Annotated in this window: 12 protein-coding genes; 9 read left to right on the forward strand and 3 right to left on the reverse strand. The window is 57.5% G+C overall.

The genetic code is table 11. The features are described 5' to 3' along the window. Positions 1 to 13: 13 nt before the first annotated feature. Complete coding sequence (gene recQ, locus AC4OVU_RS23520) at positions 14 to 1,843, forward strand: ATP-dependent DNA helicase RecQ (protein WP_032620661.1); 1,830 nt, start codon at positions 14 to 16, stop codon at positions 1,841 to 1,843. 61 nt (positions 1,844 to 1,904) lie between these two features. Beyond that, complete coding sequence (gene rhtC / locus AC4OVU_RS23525) at positions 1,905 to 2,525, forward strand: threonine export protein RhtC (protein WP_006179256.1); 621 nt, start codon at positions 1,905 to 1,907, stop codon at positions 2,523 to 2,525. On the opposite strand, the gene rhtB is transcribed toward rhtC, so the two are convergent. Further along, entirely contained in the window at positions 2,522 to 3,142 is a 621-nt protein-coding gene (gene rhtB / locus AC4OVU_RS23530) for a homoserine/homoserine lactone efflux protein (RefSeq protein ID WP_110292247.1), read from the reverse strand. The two genes, rhtC and rhtB, sit on opposite strands and share 4 nt — an antisense overlap. A 111-nt stretch (positions 3,143 to 3,253) precedes the next feature. Between rhtB and pldB the strand changes: the two genes are divergently transcribed. From pldB to AC4OVU_RS23545, 3 genes are all read left to right on the forward strand, one after another. After that, a complete protein-coding gene (gene pldB / locus AC4OVU_RS23535; RefSeq protein WP_015570002.1) occupies positions 3,254 to 4,246 on the forward strand; it encodes a lysophospholipase L2 in 993 nt (330 codons plus the stop codon). A 31-nt stretch (positions 4,247 to 4,277) separates the two neighbouring features. Continuing rightward, positions 4,278 to 5,078 carry a sugar/pyridoxal phosphate phosphatase YigL gene (gene yigL / locus AC4OVU_RS23540; RefSeq protein ID WP_015570001.1) on the forward strand — a complete coding sequence of 267 codons (801 nt, stop codon included), beginning with the start codon at positions 4,278 to 4,280 and terminating at the stop codon, positions 5,076 to 5,078. Positions 5,079 to 5,160: 82 nt separating this feature from the next. Beyond that, positions 5,161 to 6,060, forward strand: a complete 900-nt coding sequence (locus AC4OVU_RS23545) for a carboxylate/amino acid/amine transporter (RefSeq protein WP_023295736.1) — start codon at positions 5,161 to 5,163, stop codon at positions 6,058 to 6,060. Here the strand turns inward: AC4OVU_RS23545 and metR are convergent. Beyond that, positions 5,948 to 6,901 (reverse strand): HTH-type transcriptional regulator MetR, encoded by a 954-nt coding sequence (gene metR, locus AC4OVU_RS23550; RefSeq protein WP_015570000.1) that lies wholly within the window; start codon positions 6,899 to 6,901, stop codon positions 5,948 to 5,950. The two genes, AC4OVU_RS23545 and metR, sit on opposite strands and share 113 nt — an antisense overlap. Before the next feature lie 116 nt (positions 6,902 to 7,017). Between metR and metE the strand changes: the two genes are divergently transcribed. Then, positions 7,018 to 9,279 (forward strand): 5-methyltetrahydropteroyltriglutamate--homocysteine S-methyltransferase, encoded by a 2,262-nt coding sequence (gene metE / locus AC4OVU_RS23555; RefSeq protein WP_047731277.1) that lies wholly within the window; start codon positions 7,018 to 7,020, stop codon positions 9,277 to 9,279. A gap of 47 nt (positions 9,280 to 9,326) precedes the next feature. On the opposite strand, the gene AC4OVU_RS23560 is transcribed toward metE, so the two are convergent. Further along, positions 9,327 to 10,133: a dienelactone hydrolase family protein gene (locus tag AC4OVU_RS23560; protein ID WP_003860793.1), complete on the reverse strand. Its 807-nt coding sequence runs from the start codon at positions 10,131 to 10,133 to the stop codon at positions 9,327 to 9,329. A 259-nt stretch (positions 10,134 to 10,392) separates the two neighbouring features. On the opposite strand from AC4OVU_RS23560, the gene udp reads away from it, so the two are divergent. The 3 genes from udp (at position 10,393) to ubiE (ending at position 13,572) form a co-directional block, all read left to right on the forward strand. Then, positions 10,393 to 11,154: a uridine phosphorylase gene (gene udp, locus AC4OVU_RS23565; RefSeq protein ID WP_003860792.1), complete on the forward strand. Its 762-nt coding sequence runs from the start codon at positions 10,393 to 10,395 to the stop codon at positions 11,152 to 11,154. Between the two features lie 138 nt (positions 11,155 to 11,292). Next, the gene (gene rmuC / locus AC4OVU_RS23570; RefSeq protein WP_017383581.1) at positions 11,293 to 12,750 is read left to right on the forward strand and encodes a DNA recombination protein RmuC; all 1,458 of its coding nucleotides are present in this window, start codon (positions 11,293 to 11,295) and stop codon (positions 12,748 to 12,750) included. A gap of 66 nt (positions 12,751 to 12,816) precedes the next feature. Then, positions 12,817 to 13,572 carry a bifunctional demethylmenaquinone methyltransferase/2-methoxy-6-polyprenyl-1,4-benzoquinol methylase UbiE gene (gene ubiE, locus AC4OVU_RS23575; RefSeq protein WP_003860790.1) on the forward strand — a complete coding sequence of 252 codons (756 nt, stop codon included), beginning with the start codon at positions 12,817 to 12,819 and terminating at the stop codon, positions 13,570 to 13,572. Positions 13,573 to 13,583 lie beyond the last annotated feature (11 nt).

Consider the following 13,583-nt stretch of genomic DNA (forward strand, 5'->3'; position numbering starts at 1 on the left):
ATATGGGGTTAACGTGGCGCAGGCGGAAGTATTGAATCAGGAATCGCTGGCTAAACAGGTTTTGCAGGAAACCTTTGGCTACCAGCAGTTCCGCCCTGGCCAGGAAACCATCATTGAAACCGTGCTGGAAGGCCGCGATTGCCTGGTGGTCATGCCAACCGGCGGCGGAAAATCGCTCTGCTATCAGGTGCCCGCGCTGGTGCTTAATGGCCTGACGGTCGTGGTATCGCCCCTTATTTCCCTGATGAAAGACCAGGTCGACCAGCTGCTTGCCAACGGCGTGGCGGCGGCCTGCCTGAACTCGACGCAGACCCGCGAGCAACAGCAAGAGGTAATGACCGGGTGCCGCACCGGGCAGATCCGCCTGCTGTATATCGCGCCAGAACGCCTGATGCTGGACAACTTCCTCGATCATCTGGCGCACTGGAATCCGGTGCTGCTGGCGGTGGATGAAGCGCACTGTATCTCCCAGTGGGGGCACGATTTCCGCCCGGAATACGCCGCTCTTGGCCAGCTTCGTCAGCGCTTCCCCGAACTGCCGTTTATGGCGCTTACCGCTACGGCGGACGACACCACGCGTCAGGACATCGTTCGCCTGCTGGGGCTGAACGACCCGTATATTCAGGTCAGCAGCTTCGACCGCCCGAACATCCGCTATATGCTGATGGAGAAGTTCAAGCCGCTGGATCAGCTCTTACGCTACGTGCAGGAGCAGCGCGGAAAGTCCGGCATCATCTACTGCAACAGCCGGGCGAAGGTGGAAGACACCGCCGCGCGTCTGCAAAACCGTGGCTTTAGCGCCGCGGCCTATCACGCCGGGCTGGAGAACCATATCCGCGCCGACGTGCAGGAGAAATTCCAGCGCGACGACCTGCAAATCGTGGTCGCAACGGTGGCGTTCGGGATGGGGATCAACAAGCCCAACGTGCGCTTTGTGGTGCATTTCGACATTCCGCGCAATATCGAATCCTACTATCAGGAAACCGGCCGCGCCGGGCGTGACGGCCTGCCTGCGGAAGCGATGCTGTTTTACGATCCGGCGGATATGGCGTGGCTGCGCCGCTGTCTCGAGGAGAAACCGCAGGGGCAGTTGCAGGATATCGAACGCCACAAGCTTAACGCGATGGGGGCCTTCGCCGAAGCGCAAACCTGCCGCCGTCTGGTGCTGCTCAACTACTTTGGTGAAGGGCGTCAGGCACCGTGCGGCAACTGCGATATCTGCCTCGACCCGCCGAAGCAGTACGATGGCCTGATGGACGCGCGCAAAGCGCTCTCGACTATCGGACGCGTGAACCAGCGCTTCGGGATGGGCTACGTCGTTGAAGTGCTGCGCGGGGCTAACAACCAGCGTATCCGCGATATGGGTCACGACAAGCTGCCGGTTTATGGCATCGGGAAAGACCAGAGCCACGAGCACTGGGTGAGTATCATCCGCCAGCTGATTCATCTCGGCTTTGCCACGCAGAACATTGCCCAGCACTCTGCGCTTCAGCTGACCGAAGCGGCGCGACCGGTCCTGCGTGGCGAGGTTGAACTGAAGCTCGCCGTTCCGCGCGTCGTCGCCCTGAAGCCGCGCGTGATGCAGAAATCCTACGGCGGTAACTACGATCGCAAGCTGTTCGCCAAGCTGCGTAAGCTGCGTAAAGCCATTGCGGATGAAGAGAACATCCCGCCATACGTGGTGTTCAACGACGCGACGCTTATCGAGATGGCCGAACAAATGCCGCTCAGCGCCAGCGAGATGCTCAGCGTCAACGGCGTTGGCACGCGTAAGCTGGAGCGCTTCGGGAAAGAGTTTATGGCGCTCATCCGCTCTCACGCCGACGGTGATGACGAGGAGTAGTCAGCCGGGCGAAAAAGTGCCAGGATGGTGACTCACTACATTATTTCCCCGCGAGCTAATTATGTTAATGCTATTTCTCACCGTGGCGTTAGTGCACATCGTGGCGCTGATGAGCCCTGGCCCTGACTTTTTCTTCGTGTCACAAACGGCCGTCAGCCGCTCCCGCAAAGAGGCAATGATGGGTGTGCTCGGTATTACCATGGGCGTCATGGTCTGGGCGGCGGTTGCGCTGCTCGGTCTGAACCTGATCCTGGCGAAAATGGCGTGGCTGCATAACATCATCATGGTCGGCGGCGGTCTTTACCTGTGCTGGATGGGCTACCAGATGCTGCGCGGGGCGCTGAAGAAAGAAGAGAAAAAGCCGGAAGAGCCAAAGGTTGAGCTGGCAACGGGCGGCCGTAGCTTTGTGAAAGGGCTGCTGACCAACCTGGCGAACCCGAAAGCGATTATCTACTTCGGCTCTGTGTTCTCGCTGTTTGTAGGGGATAACGTCGGCGCGGGCGCGCGCTGGGGGATCTTTCTGCTGATCGTTGTTGAGACGTTCGCCTGGTTTACCGTTGTGGCAAGCCTGTTTGCCTTACCGGCGATGCGTCGCGGCTACCAGCGCATCGCGAAGTGGATCGACGGCTTTGCCGGCGCGCTGTTCGCCGGCTTCGGCATTCATCTCATCATTTCTCGCTAAGCATGACGCGCTGACGCAAGCAGCGCGCCAACCAGCATAAACAGCGAACCAAAGACTTTGTTCAGGGCCTTCATCTGTTTAGGCCCTTTGATCCACGCCGCAATTCGCTGCGCCAGCGTCACGTAACCAATCATCACAATGATATCGACAATAATGGTGGTCGCGCCCAGCACCACGTACTGCATCACCTGTGGCTGATGCGGCACGATAAACTGCGGGAACAGGGCGGCGAGGAACACGATGCTTTTCGGGTTGGTCAGGTTAACGAACACCGCGCGTTTAAACAGGTGGCCGCGTGTTTGCGTCCGGGAGAGCGTATGCAGATCAATCGAGCCTGCGGCGCGCCACTGCTGAATACCTAGCCAGATAAGATACGCTGCGCCAGCCCATTTCAGCACCTCGAAGGCCAGCACCGAACGGGAGAACAGCGTGCCCAGACCAATCCCCACCAGCACAATATGAATGCCAAGCCCGGTCTGTAAACCGGCGATTGACGCCGCCGCGCCGCGATAGCCGTGATTAATGGAGGTGGTCATGGTGTTGATTGCGCCCGAGCCAGGTGAAAGGCTGAGGATGATGGATGTCAGCAGGTAGGCGAACCACCATTCGAAGGTCATTTGAAACTCCCGGATCGTCTGTTTTTATGCCACAATACGCTATTGTTGAGTCATTTTGTGACCGGTGACGAAAAAAACGATATTCCCTGAATTACGGGGGGTGGAAACCCAATGTTTCAGCAGAAAAAGGACTGGGAAACACGAGAAAACGCATTTGCTGCTTTCTCCATGGGGCCGCTGACCGATTTCTGGCGCCAGCGTGAGGAAGATGAGTTTATGGGCGTCGGGGAAATCCCGGTACGCTTCGTTCGTTTCCGTGATGAAAAAAATGACCGGGTGATTGTGGTCTGCCCCGGGCGCATCGAAAGCTATATCAAATATGCCGAGCTGGCGTATGACCTGTTCCATCTGGGCTTTGATGTGTTAATTATCGACCATCGCGGGCAGGGGCTTTCTGGCAGGATGTTGCCGGATACCCATCGCGGCCACGTGGATAACTTCAGCGATTACGTCGACGATCTGGCCGCGTTCTGGCAGCAGGAAGTGCAGCCCGGACCGTGGCGCAAGCGTTATATTCTTGCCCACTCCATGGGGGGGGCGATCTCGACGTTGTTTTTGCAGCGCCATAAGCACCAGTGTGACGCCATTGCGCTGACCGCGCCGATGTACGGCATTGTGATACGTTTTCCTGACTGGATGGTGCGCCATCTTCTCGACTGGGCTGAGGGCCATCAGCGCATTCGAGAAGGCTATGCCATCGGAACAGGACGCTGGCGGGCATTGCCGTTTGCCATCAACGTGTTAACCCACAGCCGACAGCGTTATCGCCGCAACCTGCGTTTTTATGCCGATGAACCGCGTCTGCGGGTCGGCGGCCCCACCTGGCACTGGGTGCGGGAAGGTATTCATGCCGGTGAGCAGGTGCTGGCGGGCGTAGGCGATGATGACACGCCGACGCTCCTGATCCAGGCGGAAGAAGAGCGTGTGGTGGATAACCGCATGCATGACCGCTATTGTGAACTTCGCGCCGCTGCGGGCCATCCCTGTGAAGGGGGTAAACCGCTGGTCATCAACGGTGCGTACCATGAGATCCTTTTTGAAAAGGACGCTATGCGCTCAGTCGCGCTCAACGCCATTGTTGAATTTTTCAACAGGCATAACTGATTATTGTTTTCCACCAGAGGTTGAAATCCCTATGTACCAGGTTGTTGCATCTGATTTAGATGGCACGCTGCTTTCCCCCGACCACACCCTGTCGCCTTATGCGAAAGAGACCCTAAAACTCCTGACTGCCCGTGGCGTGAACTTTGTGTTCGCCACCGGTCGCCACCACGTGGACGTGGGACAGATCCGCGATAACCTGGAGATCAAGTCGTACATGATCACCTCTAACGGTGCGCGCGTACATGACACGGACGGCAACCTGATTTTTACCCATAATCTCGATCGTGACATCGCCACCGATTTGTTCGGCATTGTGCATAACAACCCGGATATCGTGACTAACGTTTACCGTGACGACGAGTGGTTTATGAACCGCCATCGCCCGGAAGAGATGCGCTTCTTCAAGGAAGCCGTATTCCAGTACTCACTGTACGAGCCGGGTCTGCTGGAGCCGGAAGGGATCAGCAAGGTATTCTTCACCTGTGTAAATCATGAGGAGTTACTGCCGCTGGAGCAGGCGATCAACGCCCGCTGGGGCGACCGCGTGAACGTGAGCTTCTCCACGCTGACCTGTCTGGAAGTGATGGCGGGCGGGGTGTCCAAAGGTCACGCGCTGGAAGCGGTAGCGAAACGGCTGGGCTTTGATCTGAAAGACTGTATCGCCTTTGGCGATGGCATGAACGATGCCGAGATGCTCTCCATGGCGGGTAAAGGCTGCATCATGCAGAACGCGCACCAGCGCCTGAAAGATCTGCACCCGGAGCTGGAAGTGATCGGCACCAACGGCGATAACGCCGTGCCTAAGTATCTGCGCAAACTGTTCCTTGAATAATCTTCAATTGATTGTTTATTGTTCAGATGTCAACTAAAGAGTTCGCTACAATGCCTCTCCTTCTTTCTGAGAGACAAGCATTGTGGCGCTACTCATTATCACCACTATCCTGTGGGCCTTCTCCTTTAGTCTGATTGGCGAATACCTTGCCGGATCGGTCGACAGCTACTTCTCGGTACTGATGCGCGTGGGGCTGGCGGCGCTGGTGTTCCTGCCGTTCCTGCGTACCCGCGGGCAGTCGCTAAAAACGATACTGCTGTACATGCTGGTAGGCGCGATGCAGCTCGGCATCATGTACCTGTTCAGCTTCCGGGCCTACGTTTACCTGTCCGTCTCGGAATTTCTGCTCTTCACCGTGCTGACGCCGCTCTACATCACGCTGATTTATGACTTGCTCAGCAGGCGCCGTTTGCGCTGGGGATATCTGCTGAGCGCTGCGCTGGCAGTCATTGGCGCTGCGATTATTCGCTATGACAAGGTAAGCGATCACTTCTGGACCGGGCTGATGTTCGTCCAGCTCGCTAATATCAGCTTTGCCATCGGGATGGTGGGTTACAAACGTCTGATGGAGACCCGCCCGATGCCGCAGCATAACGCGTTTGCGTGGTTCTATATGGGCGCGGCGATTGTCGCGGTAGCGGCGTGGTTTCTGCTCGGCAATCCGCAAAAGCTGCCGACTACCTCCGTGCAGTGGAGCGTTCTGGTCTGGCTGGGCGTGGTGGCGTCGGGGCTGGGCTATTTTATGTGGAACTACGGCGCTACGCAGGTAGACGCCGGGACGCTGGGGATCATGAACAATGTGCACGTGCCGGCGGGGCTACTGGTGAACCTCGCCATCTGGCAGGAGCAGCCGCACTGGCCGAGTTTCCTTATTGGGGGAACGGTGATCCTGGCTTCGCTGTGGGTACATCGCCGCTGGGTCGCTCCGCGCTCCGCACAAACGGAAGATGGTCGCACGCGTGGTTCCGCGCTGAGCGAATAAACGCTTCCGTAATCGGCTGACGCTGCTCGCCGTCGCGCACGGCGGCGTACAGCCGGCTCCACAGTCCTTCACCCAGGGTTTTGGTGACCACCAGACCCTGGCGTTCAACCGTCTCGACCACCCAGTGCGGCAGCGCCGCAATCCCCATTCTGGCCGCCACCATCTGAATTAACAGCAGCGTGTTATCCACGCTTTTCAGCTGTGGGCTGATGCCCGCGGGTTGCAGGAAATGGCGCCAGATATCCAGACGACTGCGCTGTACCGGGTAAATCAGCAGCGTCTCCGTTGCCAGATCTTCCGGCGTGATACGCGTTTTAGCGGCCAGCGGATGGTCCGGGGCCAGCACCAGACGCACCTCAAAATCAAACATTGGCGAATAGTGCAGACCGCTGCGCGGCAGAATATCTGAGGTCATCACCAGATCCAGCTCACCCTGCTGAAGCGACGGCTGCGGATCAAACGTGACGCCGGATTTGAAGTCCATCTCCACCTGCGGCCACTTCTGGCGGAAGTTCTCAAGCGCGGGGGTCAGCCACTGAATACAGCTGTGACACTCAATGGCGATGCGCAGGGTGGTCTGCTGCGGCTCGTTGCATGACTGCAACGCGCTGGCAATCTGCGGCAGCACCTGGTTCGCCAGCTGAAGCAAAATTTCGCCCTGCGGCGTAAAGCGCAAAGGCTGGCTCTTACGCACAAAAAGACGAAAGCCGAGGCGTTGTTCCAGATCGCTGAACTGGTGAGAAAGGGCAGACTGAGTCTGGTGCAGCGTGGCCGCTGCCGCCGCAAGAGAACCGCAATTCCGCAACGCTTGTAGCGTTTTCAGGTGTTTTATCTCGATCATGAAAGTCCTTCACTTCGCCATGAACATTTTGCGCTTGAGGAATATACAGTACCTGCCAATTATAGAAGTGTAAACATCTGGACGTCTAAATAACGAATTTCTACAAGGGGTATGCCATGACAATCCGCACTCACACTCTCGGTTTCCCTCGCGTTGGTCTGCGTCGCGAGCTGAAAAAAGCGCAAGAAAGCTACTGGGCGGGTAACGCCACCCGCGAAGAACTGCTGGCGGTGGGGCGCGAGCTGCGCGCGCGTCACTGGGATCAGCAAAAACAGGCGGGCGTAGACCTGCTGCCGGTGGGCGATTTCGCCTGGTACGACCATGTTCTGACCACCAGCCTGCTGCTTGGCAACGTGCCGGCTCGTCATCAGAACAACGATGGATCGGTGGATATCGATACCCTGTTCCGCATCGGCCGTGGCCGCGCGCCAACGGGTGAGCCAGCGGCAGCGGCGGAAATGACCAAGTGGTTTAACACTAACTATCACTATATGGTGCCGGAGTTCGTTAAGGGCCAGCAGTTCAAACTGACCTGGACCCAGCTTCTGGATGAAGTGGACGAAGCGCTGGCGCTGGGTCACCAGGTGAAACCCGTGCTGCTGGGGCCGGTCACCTACCTGTGGCTGGGCAAAGTGAAAGGCGAGCAGTTCGACCGCCTCAGCCTGCTGAACGATATTCTGCCGGTTTATAAGCAGGTGCTGATTGAGCTGGGCAAACGCGGTATTCAGTGGGTGCAAATCGATGAACCGGCGCTGGTGCTTGAGCTGCCACAGGCGTGGCTGGATGCCTTCAAACCGGCGTATGACGCGCTCACGGGCCAGGTGAAGCTGCTGCTGACCACCTATTTCGAGGGCGTAACGCCGAACCTCGACACCATTACCGCGCTGCCGGTTCAGGGTCTGCACGTTGATCTCGTTCACGGCAAAGACGATGTGGCAGAGTTGCACAAGCGTCTGCCTGCGGAGTGGCTGCTCTCTGCCGGTCTGGTGAATGGTCGTAACGTCTGGCGTGCCGATCTCACCGGGAAATATGCACAAATCAAGGAGATTGTCGGTAAACGTGAATTGTGGGTAGCCTCTTCCTGTTCCCTGCTGCACAGCCCGATCGACCTGAGCGTGGAGACCCGACTCGACCCTGAGGTGAAAAGCTGGTTTGCCTTTGCCCTGCAAAAGTGTGAGGAGCTGGCTCTGCTGCGCGACGCGTTGAACAGCGGCGACACGGCAGCGATTACCGACTGGAGCGCGCCGATCCAGGCGCGCCGTCACTCGACGCGCGTGCATAACCCGGCGGTGGAAAAACGTCTGGCGGCCATCACTGCCCGGGACAGCCAGCGCCAGAGCCCGTATGAAGTGCGCGCCGAAGCCCAGCGTGCGCGCTTTAACCTGCCCGCGTGGCCGACCACAACCATCGGCTCCTTCCCGCAGACTACCGAGATCCGCGGCCTGCGCCTGGACTTCAAAAAGGGCAATCTGGATGCGAATCACTACCGCACCGGCATTGCGGAGCACATCAAACAGGCGATCGTCGAGCAGGAACGTCTGGGTCTGGACGTGCTGGTGCACGGCGAGGCCGAGCGTAACGATATGGTGGAATACTTCGGTGAACACCTGGACGGCTTTGTCTTTACCCAGAACGGCTGGGTGCAAAGCTACGGCTCCCGCTGCGTGAAGCCGCCGGTGGTGATCGGTGACGTCAGCCGCCCGGAAGCGATCACCGTGGAGTGGGCGAAGTATGCCCAGTCTCTGACCGACAAACCGGTAAAAGGCATGCTGACGGGGCCGGTGACCATTCTCTGCTGGTCGTTCCCGCGTGAAGATGTATCCCGGGAAACCATCGCCAAACAGATCGCCCTGGCGCTGCGTGATGAAGTGGCGGATCTGGAAGCGGCGGGGATTGGCATCATTCAGATCGACGAACCGGCGCTGCGTGAAGGCTTGCCGCTGCGTCGCAGCGACTGGGATGCTTATCTGACGTGGGGCGTGGAGGCGTTCCGCCTCAACGCGGCCGTCGCGAAGGACGACACGCAGATCCACACCCACATGTGTTACTGCGAATTTAACGACATCATGGACTCCATTGCCGCGCTCGACGCCGATGTGATCACCATCGAGACCTCGCGTTCAGACATGGAGCTGCTGGAGTCGTTCGAAGAGTTCGACTACCCGAACGAAATCGGGCCGGGCGTGTATGACATTCACTCCCCTAACGTGCCGAGCGTGGAGTGGATTGAATCGCTGCTGCAAAAAGCCGCCCAGCGCATTCCGGCGGAACGCCTGTGGGTAAACCCGGACTGCGGCCTGAAAACTCGCGGCTGGCCTGAAACCCGCGCGGCGCTGGCGAACATGGTGCAGGCGGCGCAGAATTTGCGTCAGGCGTAGTGGGGCTGGATTGCCCGGTTGGCGCAGCCGCCACCGGGCTTTTTGTATTACGCTTTCTTCCCGCCGTACTGGCTGAACCACGCCAGCATTCTCTGCCAGCCATCTTTCGCCGATTCTGCGTGATAGCTCGGACGATAATCGGCATTAAACGCGTGTCCCGCATCCGGGTACACCACGATTTCGGCCTTCGCGTTTGCCGCCCGCAGCGCGTGGCGCATGGTCTCGACGGTATCAAGCGGAATGCCGGTATCCTGGCCGCCATACAGCCCTAGCACCGGGGCATTTAAATCGGTGGCGATATCAACTGGATGTTTCGGCGAGTTCAGGGTCTTTTCACCCACCAGTTTACCGTACCAGGCCACAGCGGCTTTCAGCTGCGGATTGTGCGCGGCATACAGCCAGCTAATGCGTCCGCCCCAGCAGAAGCCGGTCACCATCAGACGGTGCGGGTCGCCACCGTTGCGCGCCGCCCAGCTGGCAACGTGGTCGAGATCGGCCAGCACCTGCGCGTCCGGCACTTTGCTGACCAGGTTGCTGAACAGCGTCGGGATGTCGCTGTAATCATTCGGATCGCCCTGACGGAAATAGAGTTCCGGCGCAACGGCCAGGTAACCTTCCAGCGCCAGACGGCGGCAGAGGTCGCGAATATGTTCATGAACGCCAAATATTTCCTGCACCACGATCACGATGGGCAGCGGGCCATCGGCGGATTTTGGCCGCGCGTGGTACGCTGGCATGTTCTCTCCCTGGGAGGGAATGGAGGTCTCGCCTGCGGTAATGGCCTCTTCAGGGGTTGAGACGATGGTTGAAGCATGCGGGGCCGCAGCAGGTGCAAAACCGGTTTTTTCAGTCATGGCATTCTCCGTACCAATGAATGGATTAGCGCAAAGATAAATATAGACACCAGGTTAACAATCCACAGTGCCTTATAGCGTCTATCTTTTGTGCAGCACCCGGCGATATAACTTGTTAATGTGATGTGAATCACTATTTTATGGAAATTAACTGCAATCATTTTCATTCATGGTGAGGTGTGTCACGAAATAATGCACATTGCTTCTGTAAAGTACCGTTTTACTTCTTCTGACAAACCGACCCACAGAGGAGTCACCTATGTCTAAGTCTGATGTTTTTCATCTCGGCCTCACTAAAAACGATTTACAAGGGGCTACGCTTGCTATCGTCCCTGGCGATCCTGAGCGTGTGGAAAAGATCGCCGCGCTGATGGATAAGCCGGTTAAGCTGGCAGCGCATCGCGAATTCACCACCTGGCGCGCAGAGCTGGACGGTAAAGCGGTGATCGTGTGCTCTACCGGTATTGGTGGCCCGTCTACCTCTATCGCCGTTGAAGAGCTGGCGCAGCTGGGCATTCGTACTTTCCTGCGCATCGGCACCACAGGCGCCATTCAGCCGCACATCAACGTGGGCGACGTGCTGGTTACCACCGCATCCGTGCGTCTGGACGGGGCAAGCCTGCACTTTGCACCGATGGAATTCCCGGCAGTGGCCGATTTCGAATGCACCACCGCGCTGGTTGAAGCCGCGAAGTCCGTGGGCGCAACCACCCACGTGGGCGTAACTGCCTCTTCCGATACCTTCTACCCGGGCCAGGAGCGTTACGACACCTTCTCTGGTCGCGTGGTGAGCCGTTTCAAAGGCTCCATGGAAGAGTGGCAGTCGATGGGCGTCATGAACTACGAAATGGAATCTGCGACGCTGCTGACCATGTGCGCAAGCCAGGGTCTGCGTGCCGGTATGGTGGCGGGCGTTATCGTCAACCGTACTCAGCAGGAGATCCCGAACGCTGAAACCATGAAGCAGACTGAAAGCCATGCGGTGAAAATCGTGGTTGAAGCGGCGCGCCGCCTGATCTAATTCTCTCTTCAGTGCTGAAAGGTCGACATGCTCGGCCTTTTCTTTTTGCGTAACGCCTCGCAGGAAAACCCTTTCAAACTGGACGTTCATACAGCACAATTCTATTTTGTGCGGTAATACGTTGATGCAGGGGGCATTGTGGATATCTCAATCCTGATTTATGCAGTGATTGCGCTGGTGAGCGTGGGAATTGGCTGGCTCATTTCCGGCTACCAGCATGCGCAGCAGAAAGCCGAACAGCTGGCAGAGCGCGAGGAGATCGTCGCTGAACTTAGCGCGACGAAACAACAGCTTGCGCTGAGTGACCACTGGCGCGACGAATGCGAACTGCTCAATAACGAACTGCGCAATCTGCGTGATATCAATACCTCGCTGGAGGCCGATCTCCGTGAAGTGACCACCCGTCTTGAGTCCACCCAACTGCACGCCGAAGACAAAATCCGTCAGATGATCAACAGCGAGCAGCGTCTTAGCGAGCAGTTTGAGAACCTCGCGAACCGCATTTTTGAGCACAGCAATCGCCGCGTGGATGAGCAGAACCGCCAGAGCCTGAACAGCCTGCTGACGCCGCTGCGTGAACAGCTGGATGGCTTTCGCCGTCAGGTACAGGACAGCTTTGGTCAGGAAGCCCGCGAACGCCACACGCTGGCGCATGAAATTCGTAATCTCCAGCAGCTGAATGCGCAGATGGCGCAGGAGGCGGTTAACCTGACGCGCGCACTGAAAGGTGATAACAAAGCGCAGGGAAACTGGGGCGAAGTGGTCATGACGCGCGTGCTGGAGGCCTCTGGCCTGCGCGAAGGATACGAATACGAAACGCAGGTCAGCATTGAGAACGATGCGCGCTCGCGGATGCAGCCGGATGTCATTGTTCGTCTGCCACAGGGCAAAGATGTGGTTATCGACGCCAAAATGACGCTGGTGGCCTATGAGCGCTACTTCAACGCTGAGGATGACTACACCCGCGAAACAGCGTTGCAGGAGCACATCGCCTCCGTGCGTAACCATATCCGTCTGTTGGGCAGAAAAGATTATCAGCAGTTGCCGGGGCTGCGATCGCTGGATTATGTGCTGATGTTCATTCCGGTCGAGCCTGCGTTCCTGCTGGCGCTCGACAGACAGCCCGAACTGATCACCGAAGCGCTGAAAAATAACATTATGCTGGTCAGCCCCACCACGCTACTGGTGGCGTTACGTACCATTGCCAACCTGTGGCGCTATGAGCACCAAAGCCGTAACGCGCAGCAGATTGCCGATCGCGCCAGCAAGCTGTACGACAAAATGCGGCTGTTTGTGGACGATATGTCCTCGGTGGGGCAAAGCCTGGATCGCGCGCAGGATAACTACCGCCAGGCGATGAAAAAACTCTCCTCCGGGCGTGGCAATTTGCTGGCGCAGGCGGAGGCGTTTCGCAGCCTGGGGGTGGAAGTTAAACGCGAGATTAATCCGGAACTGGTGGAGCAGGCTACCGCTCAGGACGAAGAGTTTCGTCTGCGTGAAGGCGACGGTAAGCAAAATAGCCGCAATGAAGACAACGATTTAGCGGCGAGTTTATCCCCCGAAGCGCAGCCGGCGCGTTTCTTTCACGGTGGTTGAAACGTAGGGCAAATGCGCCCAATCTGTTACACTTCACGAACATTTGACTGATTAGCAGGCTCTGAGATGGTTGACGATTCACAAGACACAACGCACTTTGGCTTTCAGACTGTCGCCAAAGCGCAGAAAGCTGACATGGTGGCCCACGTATTTCATTCCGTGGCGGCGAAGTACGATGTGATGAATGATTTGATGTCATTTGGCATTCATCGCTTGTGGAAGCGCTTCACTATTGATTGCAGCGGCGTGCGCCGTGGACAAACGGTGCTGGATTTAGCCGGAGGCACAGGGGATCTGACCGCTAAGTTCTCCCGTCTGGTTGGCGAAACCGGCCGCGTGGTGCTGGCGGATATCAACGACTCCATGCTGAAAATGGGACGCGAAAAGCTGCGTAATATCGGCGTGGTAGGCAACGTTGAATATGTTCAGGCCAACGCCGAAGCGCTGCCGTTCCCGGATAATACGTTCGACTGCATCACCATCTCTTTCGGTCTGCGTAACGTGACCGATAAAGATAAAGCGCTGCGCTCCATGTACCGCGTGCTTAAGCCGGGCGGTCGACTGCTGGTACTCGAGTTTTCTAAACCGATTATCGACCCGCTGAGCAAAGCTTACGATGCCTATTCCTTCCACGTTCTGCCGCGCATCGGCGAGCTGGTGGCAAACGATGCAGAAAGTTACCGTTATCTGGCCGAGTCCATCCGAATGCACCCGGATCAGGACACGCTGAAAGCGATGATGCAGGATGCGGAGTTTGAAAACGTGGAATACTTCAATATGACGGCGGGTGTCGTCGCGCTGCATCGTGGTTACAAGTTCTGAGTGGAGGTTTC

The sequence above is a fragment of the Enterobacter sp. 6722112 genome (assembly GCF_058661685.1).